Here is an 18,474-nt window from a genome sequence, read left to right on the forward strand (position 1 = left end):
TTGTGCTGAGCCTGTTGACGTCTACATGCCTGGTCAGGCGTTGGTCACCCGGTTAATTTCCGCCAGAGAGGTCAGGCCTGCAGCTGCTTTTGCCAGACCGGACTGACGTAAATTATTGATACCTTCGCGCTGTGCCTGTTTGGCGATTTCTAACGAGTTCTCACCGGCCATAATTTTCTCGGCAATCAGTGTCGAAATTGGCATGACCTCGTAAATACCCACGCGGCCTTTATAACCGCCGGTGCAATACTCACAGCCGACCGGCTTAAATAGTTTCATTGTGGGTAACTGCTCAGCAGTAAAGCCCTGGCGCATTAATTCTGCTTCCGGTAACTGCTCTGGCTTTTTACAGTGATTGCATAAGCGCCGCGCCAGCCGCTGCGCAATGATTAACGACACCGAGCTTGCGACGTTGTAAGCCGGCACCCCCATATTTAACAGACGGGTCAGTGTTTCGGGCGCGGAATTCGTGTGCAGCGTGCTTAATACTAAGTGACCGGTTTGCGCGGCTTTAATGGCGATTTCGGCGGTTTCGAGGTCGCGGATCTCACCAACCATGATCACGTCCGGATCCTGCCGCAAAAACGCTTTCAGTGCGATAGGGAAGGTCAGACCGGCTTTGTTGTTCATCTGCACCTGGTTGATGCCGGCCAGGTTAATTTCCACCGGGTCTTCGGCGGTGGAGATATTGGTCTCTTCGGTATTCAGAATATTCAGACCGGTATATAGCGAGACTGTTTTACCGCTACCGGTGGGGCCTGTGACCAGGATCATGCCCTGCGGTTGTTCCAGCGCGCTCAGATACAGTTGTTTTTGCGATTCTTCATAACCGAGAATATCGATACCCAGCATCGCGCTGTCAGAATCGAGGATCCGCATTACGATTTTTTCGCCCCACAACGTGGGTAAGCTGCTGACGCGAAAGTCGATAGATTTTTTCTGCGACAGTTTGAGTTTGATCCGACCATCCTGCGGTACGCGTTTTTCCGCGATATCGAGCCGTGACATGACCTTCAATCGGGCAGACAGCCGGCCCGCCAGCGCCACCGGTGGTGATGCGACTTCATGTAAAATGCCGTCAATACGAAAGCGGATTCGATAGCTTTTTTCGTAAGGTTCAAAGTGCAGATCCGACGCGCCTTTGCGGACGGCATCGTGCAACATTTTATTGATAAAAGTGATGATCGGCTGATCTTCTGCTTCACTGCCGGGTTTCTCATCGAGGTCGTCACTATCACCAACCCCCAGCGCGGATAAATCCCAATCCGAACCGGCGAAGCTGTCAGCATTTTTGCTGTCAAACACCCGGTCAACCAGTTTGAGCAGTTTGTCGTATTCAACAACAATCAGTTCGGCGTGCAGACCAGTGCTGAACTCAAAATCTTCCACCGGCTGCATATCGGTTGGGTCAACCACGCCAAGAAATAAAGTCCGGCCGCGTTTACCAAGTGGCAGCACCTGATGTTTGCGGATCAGCTTTTCGTTGCGTTCCTGTTCGGGTACAAATTCCAGATCATAAAAATCCAGATCGATCAGGCTATGCATGGTGAAGGACGCGACATTCTCGGCCAGAGATTTGGCAGTAATCAGTTTCTCAGCGATAAGAAGTTCAGCAACGTTCTGATATTGATGGGATTTTTCGACGATTAAACGTTGGGCCAACCCGGTATCCACTAAACCTGCCTGGCTCAGTCGACGCAGCAGAATGGATTGTGGGTTTAGTGCCATAAAAACGGTCCTGCAAAACAGCAAAAAATCAGTATATCTCTGATTATGCCAACAAAAGTAACTGATTCAAGTTTAATTATGGCGATTGGCCAGATAGGGGGCATATTTTTGCGAGTTCAGCAGAGTGTATTCCAACAGCAATAAAAAAAGCCGCATAAAGCGGCTTTTATACGAGAGAGCTATCAGCAGAAGCCAGCAGCTGAACAGGTACCGCTTGACGCCCATTTAGTCTGACCAGCAGCAAAGGTAGGGGTCAGGATGTAAGTCTCACCCGCTAAACCCTGGCCAGTGACTGCTGTTGCTGTAATCACACCATTAGTCGTGGTGACGCTTGCTACTTTGCCGTAGGCAGCAAGTGCTGCGATGCTATAACCTGGTCCTGTCGCGCCGTCAGTACAACCTGTCACTGACGCTTTGTCCAGAGCACACAATTCAACAGCTGTTTTCAATGCTGCAGTTGAATTCACAACTTCTGAGAACTTCGATTTTGCGGTGTAAGTCTGGTACGCAGGCAGAGCGACCGCTGCCAAGATACCGATGATTGCAACAACGATCATTAATTCGATTAAGGTGAAACCTTGGTTACGTTTCATAGTACATCTCCGTTTGTGAGTAATGAACCCGGGGGGCTGTTTTCTATTCTGGACAAATTTAAATGTTACGCAAGAAAAAAATTCGATTTTGTAATTATTTATTTTTTCTTACTGTAACGTTATGAAATATATATTTATTTTGAGATGTTTTTCCGTTTTGGGAATGGCGTTTTTGGCAGGTTGGTTTAAGTTTTGAATAAAATGCAATTTATAAGCCAATATTTTTTAATCATTGAAATGTATAGAAAATAAGTTTTTGTTAATAAAATGGGTTTGCATTGTGTCTTGCCGGCAGGCCAATACTGGACTTGACAGCGCAACTTTTTCTGGTTCAAGCGTATAAAAAAAGCCAGCTGTTGCTGGCTTTATCTTTTTATACTTGCCCGATTCAAGTTACTCAATCAGCGCACACGCAGCCGCATTGATAAATCAATAGATTGCACATTTTTGGTCAAAGCACCGCTGGAAATATAGTCGACATTGGTACTGGCCAGGGCTTTTAGCGAATCGGCCGTCACATTGCCGGAGACTTCGAGCTTGGCTCTACCCTGATTCAGCGCCACTGCCTGCATAATGTCGGCGATATGGAAGTTATCCAGCATGATGATATCTGCACCGGCTGCCAAAGCCTGCTCCAGCTCGGTTAAGTCTTCAACTTCGACTTCGACCGTTTTGCCCGGGAAGTTTTGCCGGGCAGTTTGCACGGCGTTGGCGATAGAACCGGCGGCGGCGATGTGGTTCTCTTTGATCAGGAAGGCATCGTAAAGACCAATGCGGTGATTTTTGCCGCCACCACAGCTAACGGCGTATTTCTGCGCCAGCCGCATGCCGGGTAAGGTTTTACGGGTATCCAGCAATCGGGTTTTGCTGCCATTTAATAATGCGACATAACGCGCGGTTGTCGTCGCAGTACCACTTAAGGTCTGCAGGAAATTCAGCGCTGTGCGCTCGCCGGTCAGTAAAATGCGGGCCGGCCCACTGATTTCACACAGCACAGTATTTGCCGTCACTTTGTCACCATCCTGCACAAACCATTGGATCACCGCCTGATCTGACAGCTGGGCGAACACTTCATCAACCCAGGCGGTGCCGCAGACGACACAATCTTCCCGTGTGATGACTGTTGCCGTGGCTTGTTGCTCTGCTGGGATCAACGAAGCGGTAATATCGCCTTGTTGGATCGGTAAATAACCTAAGTCTTCTGCCAGTGCGTGACTGACGCCACGACGTATTTCTTGCATCAGGCGTTCCTGATGGCTTAATTCGGTATCAGTGCTTTGCATAACATTCTTATCGTTGAGTGCTGCTTATCTTTGGATCAGCCGCAGCTGTTGCTGCTGTTTAGTAAATTCTAAATGGTTTAATGCGCTCATTCCTAGCAAAATCTCTGCACCTGCCAGATTGGGAACAATACTGGCATCCAGATCTCTGAGCACAATGTCACCGAGCCGCAGCTCAGCGATCCGGCTGCGATGGACTGTCACCACGCCATTGGCAGTCGCGCTTTGATAAGGCGTCCCTTTGACCATGCCGGTGCGCGTTGCAACTTGTTCAGAGACCGCTACTGCGGTGGCGCCGGTATCCAGCAGAAATTCGACTGGCTGGCCGTTCAGTAACAAAGTCCCGACATAATGACCTTGCCGGTTGGCATCCAACACGACCACCCGTTCGCCCGCGGCACCGAGTTCTTGCTGCAATTGTTGGTTCGGCTTACGTTGTTCCTCCAGCGCATCAGCAAAAAACAGATACACCAGCGCCAATACACATAGCCATGCAATCCACGCAAAGCTGCGGCCAAAACGAGCGGTACTGTCAGGTGGTTGTTGCGACGGAGACGGATCTGAAGCTTGCATTCAATTGCCATGGCGCAGAGAATAAAGCGACAGCATAACCATTGAGGAAAGGCTTTGCCAAGTATGGCTCCACGGGATCCCGCATTCGATGCGGCATTACAGCAACCGCAACCGGTAGAACTGGTCAGTCGGCCCTGCAGCCATTATGACGACAGACCCGATCCGGCCGACATTAGTCTGCTGGTGATCCACAATATCAGTTTGCCTCCTGCTACTTTCTCCACACCTTATATTGATGACTTCTTTGGCGGACGTCTGGATTGCACGGCGCATCCATATTTTGCCCGGCTGCAGGGGGTGCGTGTATCCGCGCATTGTGTAATTTATCGGGATGGCCGCATCTGGCAATATGTGCCGTTCAGCAAACGCGCTTGGCATGCTGGCCTTAGTTTGTTTGATGGGCGCGATAAATGTAATGATTTTTCGATTGGGATTGAGCTGGAAGGCACCGACGATCTGCCTTATACCGACGTGCAATATCATGCGCTGGCCAGTCTCAGCCGACAGTTACTGCAACAGTTTCCGGCGATTAATCCACAGCGGATCGTCGGCCACTGTGATATTGCGTCGGGTCGCAAAACCGATCCGGGGCCGGCTTTTAACTGGCCGCATTATTTTCAATTGCTTGGCATGGCGCCGGCGAACTCTACCCATTCTGATCCGAGCGCAGGAGAATCTTTATGACGTTGTTAAGTATGCTGATCGCATTAATTGTCGAGCGTCTCGCGGTGCGCGGACGCGCCTGGCAGCTGGTGACTTACCTGCAGCCATACTTGCGTTTTTGTAGTTCGGGCAGCGTTGGCAGTATCCGTCAGCAACCCTATTTTCTGTTAGTGGGTTGGTTGTTGCCGGCAGTGGTGATTGCGCTGCTTATATATAGTGTGCAGTTTTGGTTGTTTCAGCTGGTGCTGAATACTGTGGTGCTACTGTTGTGTATTGGCAGCTGGCATTACCGGCAGCAGTACAAGCAATTTTTGAATGCTTGTCAGCGTGATGATGAGCAGGCGGCTTTTCTGTCCATGCAACAAATGCGGCAGGCCCAAGGCGCGCCGGAGCTGACTTATGGCCCGCAACTGATTTGGCTGAATTTTCGCTATTATGCCGCCGTGTTGTTCTGGTACGCACTGCTGGGCGCTTTTGGCGCCGTAGCTTATGCCTGTCTGCGCCAGTTAGCCGAACCTTTGACTTATGACCGCAATATCTCCCAGCCAGCAGACGATTCGCCAACGCCGGCTGCGACAGATCCGGCCGGTTTATCCGATGAGACTGCGGCTGAAACGCTGGCCGCGTCTGCTGATCCTGTAACGGCAGCAAACAGTTGGCGCTTGTTTGCTGATGATCTGCTGCATTGGGCTGACTGGTTGCCGGTGCGCTTGTTTGGTTTAGGTCTGGCATTGGTTGGTGATTTCAGCCGCACCAGCGCGGTGTTACTGCAACACGCCGGGGCTATGCAGATGAGTGCGCCACAACTACTGACTGAACTGAGCCAGGCGGCGGAGCCTGTCCCGGAAGAACTGCTGAATTCGCAGGAAGCTGCGGTCAGCGCTGTGGCTTTAGCAAAACGCAACGTGCTGTTTTTCCTTGCCCTGGTGGCGGTTCTGACACTTAGTGGCTGGCTGAGTTAACCCAACCCTTGGTAAAAAAACGCCACACTGTGGCGTTTTTTTATTCTGCATATCGCGCGATCACCAGGTCGTCGCGTGGACGATAGACCTGTATTTCATCAATGGTCTGACCAATTGAGTTATTTCACTGACCGATCGGTTTTCTAGAGTTTAAACTCTAAGTTTTATGACTGAAATTCCCCCAGCGTCGCGTTGACTGATTTACAGCCTCAGCCTTTTCTGCTAATTTGATGCGCAACAAAGTAAAATGGTCTTACCAATTTACACGGCGTGACAGTCAAAGCGCCGACAATAACAGCAGTCTTGGACAGGAATGACAAACAGCGCGGCTTTGCTACGCTGTTGAAGCCATGAAAAACGCACTCAAAATCAAACCGGCAAAATTGTCGGATCAAATCGTCGGACAGCTGGAGCAAATGTTGCTCGAAGGCAGCTTTGCGCCTGGCCAGAAATTACCGACCGAACGCGAATTGGCGGAACAATTTGAAGTGTCCCGGCCATCGGTGCGCGAAGCACTGCAAAAACTCGAAGCCAAAGGACTGGTCAGCCGCAAACAAGGCGGCGGTACTTTTGTTTGTGACACTATGGTTGGCGGCCTCACTGATCCGTTGTTTGAGCTGATTGGCCGTCACCCCGAATCGCAATTTGATTTACTGGAATTTCGTCACGCCTTAGAAGGAATCTGCGCCTATTACGCGGCGCTGCGTGGCACTGCCAACGATTACGGGCAGATTAAACAACGCTACGACGAAATTTGTCTGGCGCAGCAGCAACACGACATCAATGCCGAAGCTGCGGCGGTTGGAAGTTTTTATTCAGCAGTGGCAGAAGCATCACACAATGTGGTGCTTTTGCATCTGGTGCGCGGCTTAACGCCGCTGGTGGAGCAGAATATCCGGTTGAACCTGGAAATTCTGCAGCAGAAGGACGGCATTGTGGGCCAGCTGAATTCACATCGGCAACGGTTAATGGAAGCGGTGATCAATGGTGAGCCGGAACAAGCCCGGCAAGCCAGCAACAGCCATCTGGCCTTTATTGAAGAGGCTTTGCTGGAAGCCGACCGGGAACGCTCACGACTTGAACGCTCGCTGCGTCGTTCGCAACAGAACTAAGCGCTAGCAGAACAATAACATTGAGGTCCTGCGCGGCAGGACGGTTTGAAAGGAAAATTGATATGTCTGAAGTCAATAAGCTTGACGTCGACGTGCTCGAAACCCAGGAGTGGTTGGAAGCGCTGGAATCCGTAGTACGCACCGAAGGTGTCGAGCGGGCGCAATTCCTGCTCGAGCAGGTGCTGGAACAGGCGCGGCTGGAAGGTGTGGACATGCCGACCGGCATCACCACCAACTATATCAACACTATTCCGCCGCAGCAGGAACCGGCTTATCCGGGCGATGTGAATCTTGAGAAGAAGATCCGCTCGGTGATCCGCTGGAACGCCATCATGATCGTGCTGCGCGCGTCGAAAAAAGAGCTGGAACTGGGTGGCCATATGGCGTCATACCAGTCCGCTGCCGCGTTTTACGAAACCTGTTTTAACCACTTCTTCCGCGCGCCGAACGAAAAAGACGGCGGCGATTTAGTCTATTACCAGGGCCATATTTCTCCGGGTATTTACGCCCGTGCTTTTGTTGAAGGCCGCTTAACGGCTGACCAGCTGGACAACTTCCGGCAGGAAGTCGGTGGCGAAGGTTTATCATCATATCCGCACCCGAAACTGATGCCGGAGTTCTGGCAGTTCCCGACGGTGTCGATGGGCTTAGGTCCAATCACGTCGATTTATCAGGCGCGTTTCCTGAAGTATTTACACGGCCGTGGCATGAAAGACACCAGCGCACAGCGTGTTTATGCCTTCCTCGGTGACGGTGAAATGGACGAGCCGGAAAGCCGTGGTTCGTTGTCATTCGCCGCGCGGGAAAAACTGGATAACCTGTGTTTCCTGGTCAACTGTAACCTGCAGCGTTTAGACGGCCCGGTGATGGGCAACGGCAAAATCATCCAGGAACTGGAAGGTTTATTCCGTGGCGCCGGCTGGAACGTGATCAAAGTAGTGTGGGGCAGTGGCTGGGATAAGCTGTTGGCCAAAGATACCACCGGCAAACTGCTGCAGCTGATGAACGAAACCATCGACGGCGATTATCAGACTTATAAATCTAAAGATGGCGCTTATGTGCGTCAGCATTTCTTCGGCCGTTACCCGGAAACTGCGGCATTAGTTGCCGATATGACTGACGAAGAGATCTTCGCGTTAAAACGCGGTGGTCATGAACCGTCAAAACTGTACGCAGCCTTTAAAGCGGCACAAGACACCAAAGGTCGTCCGACCGTGATTCTGGCCAAGACCATCAAAGGTTACGGCATGGGTGAAGCTGCCGAAGGCAAAAACATCGCCCACCAGGTGAAGAAAATGGATATGACGCATGTGCTGCAGATCCGTAAACGTCTGAATCTGGAAGAATATCTGTCAGAAGAAGACGTATACAGCCTGCCGTACCTGACGTTACCGGAAGGTTCGCCTGAGCATCAGTACCTGCATGCCCGCCGCGATGCCTTAAACGGCTACACGCCGGTGCGCCTGCCGAATTTCACTAAAGCGCTGACTTTGCCGGAATTACCGGCATTTGAAGGCCTGCTGGAAGAGCAAAAACGTGAAATTTCGACGACCATGGCGTTTGTGCGTGGTCTGAACATCCTGTTAAAAGACCCGAATATCGGCCAGCAAATTGTGCCGATTATTGCCGACGAAGCCCGTACCTTTGGTATGGAAGGTTTATTCCGTCAAATCGGGATTTATAACCCGCACGGTCAGACGTACACGCCGGAAGACCGCTCGATTGTTTCTTACTACAAGGAAGAAACTTCAGGTCAGGTGTTGCAGGAAGGTATCAACGAACTGGGCGCAATGGCATCTTGGGTAGCGGCGGCGACGTCATATAGCACCAACGATTTGCCGATGATCCCGTTCTACATTTATTACTCAATGTTCGGCTTCCAGCGTGTTGGCGATATGGCCTGGCTGGCGGGCGATCAACAAGCCCGTGGTTTCCTGTTAGGCGCTACTGCTGGCCGCACCACGCTGAACGGCGAAGGCTTACAGCACGAAGACGGTCACAGCCATATTCTGGCAGGCACAGTACCAAACTGTATCTCTTACGACCCGACTTACGCTTACGAGCTTGCGGTGATCATGCAGGACGGTATCCGTCGGATGTACGGCCCGGCGCAAGAAAACATTTATTACTACATCACTGTGATGAACGAAAACTATCATCACCCGGCGATGCCACAAGGTGCTGAAGACGGCATTCGTCGCGGCATTTACAAGCTGGAAACGCTGACCGGCAACAAAGGCAAAGTGCAGTTACTGGGTTCAGGCACCATCCTGAATGAAGTGCGCCGTGCGGCTGAAATTCTGTCAGAAGAATACGGCATTGCCTCAGACGTGTATTCAGTGACTTCGTTTAATGAGCTGGCGCGTGATGGTCAGGACTGTGAACGTCACAATATGCTGCATCCAAACGAAGCAGAAAAAGTGCCTTATATCGCGCAAGTGATGGGCAAAGAGCCTGCCATTGCTGCAACAGACTACATCAAAAACTATGTCGACCAGGTCCGCGCTTTTGTGCCGGCGGTGTCGTACAAAGTGCTGGGTACCGACGGCTTCGGTCGCTCAGACAGTCGCGAAAACCTGCGTCGTCACTTCGAAGTGAACGCAGGTTACGTGGTGCTGGCTGCGCTGCGTGAGCTGGCCAAACAAGGCACTATCGACAAACAACTGGTCGCCGATGCCATCGTGCGTTTTGGCATCGACACCAATAAGCCGAACCCACTGTTCGCATAAGAGGAATGGCAATGACAATCGAAATTTTTGTGCCGGATATCGGCGCGGATGAAGTGGAAGTCACCGAAATTCTGGTGAAAGTCGGCGATACCGTCAGTGTGGACCAATCACTGCTGTCAGTTGAAGGCGATAAAGCCTCGATGGAAGTGCCAGCAGCCCAGGCGGGCGTGGTGCAGGAAATTCGTGTCAAGGCTGGCGATAAAGTTAAAACCGGCTCGCTGATTATGCTGTTTGCCGGTGCCAACTCGGTACCAGCTGGCGCGGCGGCGGCTCCTGCTGCTGCCACAGTTGCAGCAGCGCCGGTTGCTGCAGCACCTGTGGCTACTGCCCCAGCGCTTACCGAAAGCAAAGACGTGAAAGTGCCGGATATCGGTGGTGACGCGGTGGAAGTCACTGAAGTGCTGGTCAAAGTCGGCGACGTGGTTAAAGCGGAACAATCACTGTTATCGGTCGAAGGCGACAAAGCGGCGATGGAAGTGCCGGCACCTTTCGGCGGGACTGTGACCGAAGTCAAAGTCAAAGTCGGCGATAAAGTACAAACTGGCTCGTTAGTCTTTGTATTCTCAACAGGTGCAGCAGCACCAGCATCAGTTGCCGCAGCACCAGCAGCTCCTGTTGCAGCGGCTCCGGTCGCTGCGGCACCTGCGGCTCCTGCTGCAAGCTCAGCACCGGCAGCTGCCGTCGCTGACAGTGTAGTGACAGAAAGCGCCGCTTTTGCTCACGCATCACCAGTAGTGCGTCGCTTAGCGCGTGAATTTGGTGTTGACCTGTCTAAAGTGACAGGGACTGCGCGTAAAGGCCGGGTGCAACGTGAAGACGTGCAGAATTATGTGAAAAACATTATTGCCCAGGTCGCCGCCGGCAAAGGCAGTGTGGCCAGCAGTGGCAACAGTGTTGGTTTTGATTTAATTGCCTGGCCAAAAGTCGATTTCAGCAAGTTCGGCGCGGTGGAAGAAAAACCACTGTCACGGATCCAGAAGTTGTCCGGTGCCAATTTACACCGCAACTGGGTGCGTATTCCGCATGTGACCCAGTTCGATGAAGCTGATATCACTGATCTGGAAGAATTCCGTAAAGATCAGAACAGCCTGGCAGAGAAGAAAAAACTCGGCGTCAAATACACGCCACTGGTGTTTGTCATGAAGGCTGTAGCCAAGGCGCTGGAAGAATTCCCGACCTTTAACAGCTCGTTATCGGAAGATGGTGCGAGCCTCATTCTGAAGAAATACGTGCACTTGGGCATTGCGGTGGATACGCCAAATGGCTTAGTAGTACCGGTAGTTCGTGACGTCAATAAAAAAGGCATTATCGAACTGTCGCGCGAGCTGCAGGAAATTTCAGTCAAAGCCCGCGAAGGCAAACTGACGGCGGCGGATATGCAGGGTGGTTGTTTCACCATCTCCAGCCTCGGCGGTATTGGCGGCACGGCGTTTACGCCGATTGTGAACGCGCCGGAGGTCGCTATTCTTGGCGTATCCAAATCGGATATTAAGCCGAAATGGGATGGCAAAGCCTTCCAGCCGCGTCTGATGGTGCCGTTGTCGGTGTCGTATGACCATCGCGTCATCGATGGTGCTTTAGCGGCGCGTTTCACCGCAACGCTGGCATCTTATTTGGCCGATATCCGTCAGATTATTATGTAATGCAGTCAGCGGCAGCCTCGGCTGCCGCTATTGTTGCGGTGGTAACAAACCCGGTCTGATGTTGATGTAGCTGATGTTGATGTGGCTGAAAAGTTACGGGACATCTTTCAGGCAGGGTGCTAAAATCCGCCAACTTTTACGCTGTGCCACCGGCGCTGCCGTGGCAACCTACGAGCCCGAAGCAAGTAAAATTGCAAGCTAAAATAGCAAGGTAAAACAATGAGCAACGAAATCAAAACTCAGGTAGTAGTGCTGGGCGCTGGCCCTGGTGGTTATTCAGCTGCATTCCGTGCAGCCGATTTAGGTCTGGAAGTGACCTTGGTTGAAGCCCGCAGCACCCTCGGCGGTGTCTGCTTAAACGTAGGCTGTATCCCGTCAAAAGCCTTATTACACGTTGCCAAAGTCATCGACGATGCCCGCGATATGGCATCTCATGGTGTGACCTTCGGCGCACCACAAATCGATTTAGATAAAATCCGTGCCTGGAAAGACAAAGTAGTAGGTCAGCTGACCAACGGTCTGAATGGCATGGCTAAAATGCGTAAAGTCAAAGTCGTGAACGGCTACGGCAAATTCACTGGCCCGAACACGCTGGTAGTGGGCGATACCACTATCACTTTTGACAGCGCCATCATTGCTGCCGGTTCTGAGCCAGTTGCACTGCCATTTATTCCAAAAGATGACCCACGCGTCATCGATTCTACCGGCGCGCTGGAACTGAAAGACATTCCTGGCGAAATGCTGGTATTAGGCGGCGGTATCATCGGTCTGGAAATGGGCACTGTATACCGTGCTTTAGGCTCTAAAGTGTCTGTGGTTGAATTCGCTGACCAGCTGGTTCCTGCAGCCGATGCTGACCTGGTGAAAGCCTATACCAAGTACAACAAAGACAATTACACGCTGATGCTGTCCACCAAAGTGACGGCAGTTGAAGCCAAAGCCGACGGTCTGTATGTAACCTTCGAAGGCAAAAACGCACCGGCTTCACCGGTTCGTTATGACAAAATTCTGGTTGCAGTGGGTCGTCGTCCAAACGGCAACCTGCTGGATGCAGCGAAAGCAGGCGTGAACGTCGATGAGCGTGGTTTCATCAACGTCGACAAACAACTGCGCACCAACGTGCCACACATTTTCGCGATTGGTGACGTGATTGGTCAGCCAATGCTGGCGCACAAAGCCGTCCACGAAGGCCACGTTGCCGCTGAAGTGATTTCTGGCATGAAACACTTCTTCGACCCGCGTTGCATTCCGTCTGTGGCTTACACAGATCCGGAAATGGCCTGGGTTGGTATCACCGAGAAAGAAGCCAAAGAGAAAGGCATCGCTGTTGAAACCGCGACTTTCCCATGGGCTGCTTCTGGCCGTGCTATCGCTTCAGCCCGCACTGAAGGCTTCACTAAGCTGATTTTCGACAAAGAGTCACACCGGATTCTGGGTGGCGCTATCGTTGGTATCAATGCCGGTGAAATGCTGGGTGAAATTTGTTTAGCGGTCGAAATGGGCGCAGATGCTGAAGATATCGCACTGACTATCCACGCGCACCCAACGCTGAACGAGTCTATTGGTCTCGCTGCTGAGATGTACGAAGGTTCAATCACCGACCTGCCAAATCCAAAAGCGAAAAAGAAATAAGTTTCTTTTGACCTGATAAAGGCCGCAACTGCGGCCTTTGTTATTTCTGCCAGCGACCAACCCTACCTGCACTGACACTAATCCCGGTTGTGCACCGACCAGCCGCAATTTCACTGCGATCGGCCAATCTTTGCGGTACAATCGGCGCCAAACCCTAAAGAAGCAGCGATGCATTGTTTATCGAAAATAAATGATGATTTCGAATGCTTTCGATAATAAGATATATCCAAATCTTTGAAGAACTGGCCTGACGGCAACTAAACGGATCTGCGGCGATTTTCAAACATCAGCATAGCTCCCTATGTGATCGCAGTGAGTGCAGGCAGCCAACAACGCCATATCCGCAAGGAAGAAGGGTATAAATACCAATGTCCCAACAGGAGGCTCCATGCGCAATTCCGCGTTCCTCGGCCATATCCAGCAACAAATCGACGACGTCAAAGCCGAAGGCCTGTACAAAGGCGAGCGGATCATCACGTCGCAGCAATTTTCCGATGTCACCGTCAATGGCGAGCAGGTTTTAAACTTCTGCGCCAACAACTATCTGGGCCTCGCCAATTCGCCTGAATTGATTGCGGCGGCGCAGCAAGGCCTCGACAGCCATGGCTTTGGCGTGGCCTCTGTGCGGTTTATTTGCGGTACTCAGGATATCCACAAAACCCTCGAAGCACGCATCAGTGCGTTTTTAGGTACTGAAGACACTATTCTGTATTCCAGCTGCTTTGATGCCAACGGTGGTTTGTTTGAAACCATCTTAGGCGCTGAAGATGCAGTCATTTCTGATGCACTGAATCATGCGTCGATCATCGACGGCGTACGGCTGTGTAAAGCCAAACGTTACCGTTATGCCAACAACGATATGGCAGAATTAGAAGCGCAGTTAAAACAAGCCGATGCCGATGGTGCACGCTTTAAACTGATCGCGACCGACGGCGTGTTTTCAATGGACGGTGTCATTGCCGACCTCAAATCCATTTGCGATTTAGCCGACAAATACAATGCTCTGGTAATGGTCGATGACAGCCATGCTGTGGGTTTTGTCGGTAAAAATGGCCGCGGCACCCATGAATACTGCGATGTGTTAGATCGGGTCGACATCATCACTGGTACCTTGGGCAAAGCCTTAGGCGGTGCTTCAGGCGGTTATACCTCTGGTAAAAAAGAAGTGATCGAATGGCTCAGACAGCGTTCACGGCCGTATTTATTCTCCAACAGCCTCGCACCGTCCATTGTCACCGCGTCGATCAAAGTGCTCGACATGCTGGCGCAGGGCGATGCGCTCAGAGCTAAACTGTGGGAGAACGCGGCGTATTTCCGTGAGCAGATGACGGCAGCTGGTTTCACGCTAGCCGGGAAAGACCACGCGATTATTCCGGTGATGCTGGGCGATGCAAAAGTCGCCGGTGAGTTTGCCCGTCGCATGCTGGAACAAGGCGTGTATGTGGTTGGCTTCTCTTTCCCGGTGGTACCGAAAGGGCAGGCGCGGATCCGCACACAAATTTCGGCCGCTCACAGCAAAGCGCAGCTGGATAAAGCCATTGCCGCTTTTATCCGTACCGGTAAAGACATGGGCGTGATTTCTTAAGGTAGCAACATGAAAGCATTAGCGAAATTAAAAGCAGAACCGGGGATTTGGCAAACCGAAGTGCCAATGCCGGAAGTCGGTCCTAACGACGTTTTAATCAAAATTAAAAAGACCGCCATTTGTGGCACTGACGTCCACATCTACAAGTGGGACGACTGGGCACAAAAAACCATTCCACACGGCATGGTGGTGGGTCATGAGTATGTCGGTGTGGTTGTTGGCATGGGCTCGGAAGTGCGCGGTTTCTCTGTGGGTGATCGCGTGTCAGGTGAAGGCCATTTAGTCTGTGGTCATTGCCGCAACTGCCGCGCCGGTCGCGTGCATTTGTGCCGCAACACCATTGGTGTCGGTGTGAACCGGCAGGGCTCTTTTGCTGAATACCTGGTGATCCCGGCCTTTAACGCTTTTAAAATTCCGGACAATATCCCGGACAATATCGCGGCAATTTTTGACCCGTTCGGCAATGCTGTGCACACCACACTGTCGTTTGATTTGGTCGGTGAAGATGTGCTGATCACCGGCGCCGGCCCGATTGGCATTATGGCTGTGGCCGTCGCCCGTCATGTCGGTGCCCGTCATATTGTGATCACGGACGTCAATCCATTCCGGCTCGAGCTCGCGCTGAAGATGGGCGCGACCCGCGCTGTCGATGTCAGTAAACAAAATCTGACTGATGTGATGGCCGAATTAGGCATGACCGAAGGGTTTGATGTCGGTTTAGAGATGTCCGGTGTACCGTCGGCGTTTCGCTCGATGCTCGACACCATCAATCACGGTGGCAAGATCGCGATGTTAGGCATTCCGCCGTCTGATATGGCGGTGGATTGGAACAAAGTGATTTTTAAAGGCCTGGTGATTAAAGGCATTTATGGCCGCGAAATGTTCGAAACCTGGTACAAAATGGCGAGCCTGATCCAATCCGGTCTGGACCTCACGCCAATCGTGACCCATGAAATGCCGGTTGCTGAGTTCCAGCAAGGCTTTGACATTATGTGTTCCGGTCAGAGCGGCAAAGTGGTTTTGAACTGGGAGTAGTCTTGCTGATTACTTGCTTCACAACGCCGGCCCTGCGCCGGCGTTGTTGTTTTTAGAAATGCCATTTCAGCAGCAGATTGACGTTGTTCTCGTGGCTGCGCAGCTGCGGGCTGTCGCTTACACCAAACTTATGTCGCCACCAGACGTACTCCACACCGAGCCAGATCTGACTGTTGCCTTGCCACATCGCGCTTGCCAGCCACTTCAGTTGTGAGGTCCAGTTCAGGTTGGCGTGTTGGTCCGTGCTACCGCTGGCCCAATCGATAAAACCGTCATACAAAAACGACTGACCGCTAACTTGAAGCGGTGCACCCCAGACCAGGGTGGCCTGCCAGTTATCGGCGATTTGTTCATTGTTACGCCGGTAAAAATTCAGCTGGGTAAACTTCAGACCGGGCACCGCCAAATCAAACCCGACGCCATACAGCAGGTTGGTGCGTTGCGATGACATCTCAATATGACTCGCCAGCAACACGTCCTTGATGAGGCCGCCCGGAGGTGCCAACCAGCCGTTTTTGCCAAGACTAAAGCGGGGCTGCAGTTCAGCATAATTGCTGTGCTGGCCATTGCTTGATTTCATATGATCGAGAAAAAAAAAGCTGTCGCCCCAGGACGTGGTAGCGGCATGTTCAATCGTCAGCACCTGGCGCTGTGGATCACCGAGCCGGTAATGACTGCCATTTAGATAAGTCAGGCGAAAGTCCTGCCATAGAACTTCAGCAATGCCAGAGCAGGAACAGCACAGTAGTGTCAGCAGCAGAAAGCGAAAAGACATAAAAAAGGCCTGTGAGAACAAGTCTTTGCAGTATAGAACGCGGCGCCTGCAGGCGAATCTGGTCGGATCAGGCCTGTGGCGGACCCAGTACCAGCGTGATTTCCAGATGGCCTTGTTCGATAGGCATACTGAGGTCAGTTTCCAGCTGCGCCCGCAGTTCTTCATAAGGCCGGTGTAAGGCGACCAGACCATAACCGCGGTTCCGGCCATGCACTTTGCCCATATACAACGCCATGTCCGCCAGTTTGAGTGCTTTCTCCCAGTTCAGCTGGTGTTCGTCGACACCGGCGAATGGCAGCGTCAGGAAGCCAGCCGAGGCGGTTACTTTAATACTGACGCTCTGATAGATCACAGGTTCACTGCCAATCACTTGCAGCGCACGATTGGTGAAGTTGGTCAAAGCCGTCTGATTCAGATTGCGCAGGACAATCAGAAACTCCTCGCCACCCCAGCGCAGCACCATATCGCCCTGACGGGTCAGCTGCTTCAGCCGGCGGCCGACTTCAATCAGCACGACATCACCAGCGGCGTGACCGTGATGGTCATTAATATGCTTAAAATAATCGATATCGAGCAGGATAAAACCATCGGTTGTCGCGGTCGGTAACTGCCGGCGTTCGCCTTGTTCTGTGCGTTTTTGCATAAATTCGTGCAAAGAGCGGCGATTCAGCAACCCGGTCAGCGGGTCATGCAACGAGTTATAGGCCAGCTGGTCATTGGCGTGACGTAACTGCTGGTTGGCATTGCGGACCTTGCGATACAGCAGATACAACAAAATGGTCGCCAGCAATACAACCAGACCAAATAAAAACATCACGCGTTGTTGTAATTGTGTTTGGGCGATTTCTGCCGATTTCAGTTGGTTTTGTTGCTGCAGACTTTCAATTTGTTTGGCTTTTTCCTTGGCAGAAAAGGCTTCCTGCAACGCACTGATTTCCTGGTCCCGGTCGGTTTTAAAAATGTTCTGGCTGAGCACATTGTACTCACGCAATAAGCGGGCTTCGTCGGCATATGCCTTCGCAGTGCCATAGGCATCCGCCAGTTCCCCGACGTAAGTGAGTAATTCGGTATCCGCCATTTGCAGTTCGCGTGCTTTCGCAACCATCGCGGCCATTTGCGCCAGACCTTCGGCAAAATTGCCTTGCAACACTTTGATATAGCCGAGATTAAATTCGGCCGTCAGCGTCATGGCAGTATATTGTTGTTGTTCGGCCAGCTGTTTCGCTTCGATAAACAGTGGCACGGCCTCAGTATATTGCCCCTGTTTCAGCCGGAGATCGCCAAGATTATTCAGCAGAGTTGCGACCGAAAAAATGTTGTTCAGTTTACGCGCCCACTCTAAGCCCTGTTGGTTAGCCTGTTCCGCTTCAGCATTTAACTGTTGTGATGCGAAGTTCACCCCGAGTTGCAGGTAAAGCTCTGGCAACAGAAAGTTCAGCGTCTCTTGCGCCTCTGCCTGTTTGATCGCGACTTGCAGCAGTTCATCGGCTTTTGAATACTGAGCTAAGACGGTATTGAGGCCGGCGATAGCGCCCTGCAGGTAGATTTTGCGTACTGCGGTGCGCGGATCTGTTGAATTTTCAACGGCGTGAAATGCCTGATAGTAAGCCTGCAGTGCTTGTTCGTATTGATCTTCAGCCTGTAAAAAACTACCCAGCGTGTTGGCCGCATAATAGCGGATACGTTCGAGGTTAGCGCTCGCCAGGGTTTCCTGCAGTTGGCTGACCAGGGCGCGGGCTTTGCCCGGTAGATTTTGTGCGCGGTACAGCGTAAGTTGATCGGTCAGCGCTTCGGCACGGATGTCGTCACTTTGCACCTGCTCGGCCAGTTCCAGACTGAGGTCAATGTAATGCTGCGCTTTGGCGAAATCTTGTTTGTCGCGATAATCTCCGCCCAAATAGGACCAAAGCCGGGCGCGGGTCAGCGCCGCAGTATCCGCCGACAGTTGCGCTTCTAAGCTCTGGATTAATGCCGACGCCTGTGCCGGTTGTTCATTGGTCAGCCGCAGAAACTGGTCCAGCTGTGTGTCCAGCGGATCTGCGCGAACGGTACAGAGCAGAAACCCAAGGGTGAGCAGAGCACGGCCAATGACGGCGATAAATCGGTTCAATCGAACTCCTCAGCGAATTTATTGTCGTTGTAATAGCACCGGGCACGGGCGCTT

14 protein-coding genes are annotated in these 18,474 nt (G+C 52.0%); 8 read left to right on the forward strand and 6 right to left on the reverse strand.

All coding sequences use genetic code 11. From position 1 onward, the window contains the following. Window positions 1-33: 33 nt before the first annotated feature. The 4 genes from pilB to ACQ66Q_RS19330 form a co-directional block, all read right to left on the reverse strand. Entirely contained in the window at window positions 34-1,728 is a 1,695-nt protein-coding gene (gene pilB / locus ACQ66Q_RS19315) for a type IV-A pilus assembly ATPase PilB (RefSeq protein ID WP_430458279.1), read from the reverse strand. A 182-nt stretch (window positions 1,729-1,910) separates the two neighbouring features. Then, on the reverse strand, window positions 1,911-2,321 hold the full coding sequence (locus tag ACQ66Q_RS19320) for a pilin (protein WP_430458280.1): 411 nt from the start codon (window positions 2,319-2,321) through the stop codon (window positions 1,911-1,913). A 401-nt stretch (window positions 2,322-2,722) separates the two neighbouring features. Next, window positions 2,723-3,562: a carboxylating nicotinate-nucleotide diphosphorylase gene (gene nadC, locus ACQ66Q_RS19325; RefSeq protein WP_430458281.1), complete on the reverse strand. Its 840-nt coding sequence runs from the start codon at window positions 3,560-3,562 to the stop codon at window positions 2,723-2,725. Between the two features lie 66 nt (window positions 3,563-3,628). Next, a complete protein-coding gene (locus ACQ66Q_RS19330) occupies window positions 3,629-4,174 on the reverse strand; it encodes a retropepsin-like aspartic protease family protein (protein ID WP_430458282.1) in 546 nt (181 codons plus the stop codon). Window positions 4,175-4,237: 63 nt separating this feature from the next. Here ACQ66Q_RS19330 and ampD point away from each other — a divergent pair, with 63 nt between their 5' ends. The 8 genes from ampD (at window position 4,238) to tdh (ending at window position 15,535) form a co-directional block, all read left to right on the forward strand. After that, window positions 4,238-4,858, forward strand: a complete 621-nt coding sequence (ampD, locus tag ACQ66Q_RS19335) for a 1,6-anhydro-N-acetylmuramyl-L-alanine amidase AmpD (RefSeq protein WP_430458572.1) — start codon at window positions 4,238-4,240, stop codon at window positions 4,856-4,858. Next, on the forward strand, window positions 4,855-5,799 hold the full coding sequence (ampE, locus tag ACQ66Q_RS19340) for a regulatory signaling modulator protein AmpE (RefSeq protein WP_430458283.1): 945 nt from the start codon (window positions 4,855-4,857) through the stop codon (window positions 5,797-5,799). The genes ampD and ampE overlap by 4 nt, the downstream gene beginning before the upstream one ends. Window positions 5,800-6,149: 350 nt before the next feature. Beyond that, window positions 6,150-6,911, forward strand: coding sequence for a pyruvate dehydrogenase complex transcriptional repressor PdhR (gene pdhR / locus ACQ66Q_RS19345; protein WP_430458284.1), 762 nt, complete (start codon window positions 6,150-6,152; stop codon window positions 6,909-6,911). A gap of 62 nt (window positions 6,912-6,973) precedes the next feature. Beyond that, on the forward strand, window positions 6,974-9,640 hold the full coding sequence (gene aceE / locus ACQ66Q_RS19350; protein WP_430458285.1) for a pyruvate dehydrogenase (acetyl-transferring), homodimeric type: 2,667 nt from the start codon (window positions 6,974-6,976) through the stop codon (window positions 9,638-9,640). An 11-nt stretch (window positions 9,641-9,651) separates the two neighbouring features. Beyond that, on the forward strand, window positions 9,652-11,283 hold the full coding sequence (gene aceF / locus ACQ66Q_RS19355) for a pyruvate dehydrogenase complex dihydrolipoyllysine-residue acetyltransferase (RefSeq protein WP_430458286.1): 1,632 nt from the start codon (window positions 9,652-9,654) through the stop codon (window positions 11,281-11,283). A gap of 219 nt (window positions 11,284-11,502) precedes the next feature. Next, window positions 11,503-12,915 carry a dihydrolipoyl dehydrogenase gene (gene lpdA / locus ACQ66Q_RS19360; RefSeq protein ID WP_430458287.1) on the forward strand — a complete coding sequence of 471 codons (1,413 nt, stop codon included), beginning with the start codon at window positions 11,503-11,505 and terminating at the stop codon, window positions 12,913-12,915. A 388-nt stretch (window positions 12,916-13,303) separates the two neighbouring features. After that, on the forward strand, window positions 13,304-14,500 hold the full coding sequence (locus ACQ66Q_RS19365) for a glycine C-acetyltransferase (protein ID WP_430458288.1): 1,197 nt from the start codon (window positions 13,304-13,306) through the stop codon (window positions 14,498-14,500). 9 nt (window positions 14,501-14,509) lie between these two features. After that, window positions 14,510-15,535, forward strand: coding sequence for an L-threonine 3-dehydrogenase (gene tdh, locus ACQ66Q_RS19370; protein ID WP_377240757.1), 1,026 nt, complete (start codon window positions 14,510-14,512; stop codon window positions 15,533-15,535). Window positions 15,536-15,587: 52 nt separating this feature from the next. On the opposite strand, the gene ACQ66Q_RS19375 is transcribed toward tdh, so the two are convergent. Both ACQ66Q_RS19375 and ACQ66Q_RS19380 read right to left on the reverse strand, forming a co-directional pair. After that, window positions 15,588-16,310, reverse strand: coding sequence for an outer membrane protein OmpK (locus ACQ66Q_RS19375; RefSeq protein ID WP_430458289.1), 723 nt, complete (start codon window positions 16,308-16,310; stop codon window positions 15,588-15,590). 67 nt (window positions 16,311-16,377) lie between these two features. Next, window positions 16,378-18,420 carry a diguanylate cyclase gene (locus tag ACQ66Q_RS19380; RefSeq protein WP_430458290.1) on the reverse strand — a complete coding sequence of 681 codons (2,043 nt, stop codon included), beginning with the start codon at window positions 18,418-18,420 and terminating at the stop codon, window positions 16,378-16,380. Window positions 18,421-18,474 lie beyond the last annotated feature (54 nt).

It is taken from the genome of Rheinheimera sp. (assembly GCF_965283995.1).
Taxonomy (GTDB): domain Bacteria; phylum Pseudomonadota; class Gammaproteobacteria; order Enterobacterales; family Alteromonadaceae; genus Pararheinheimera.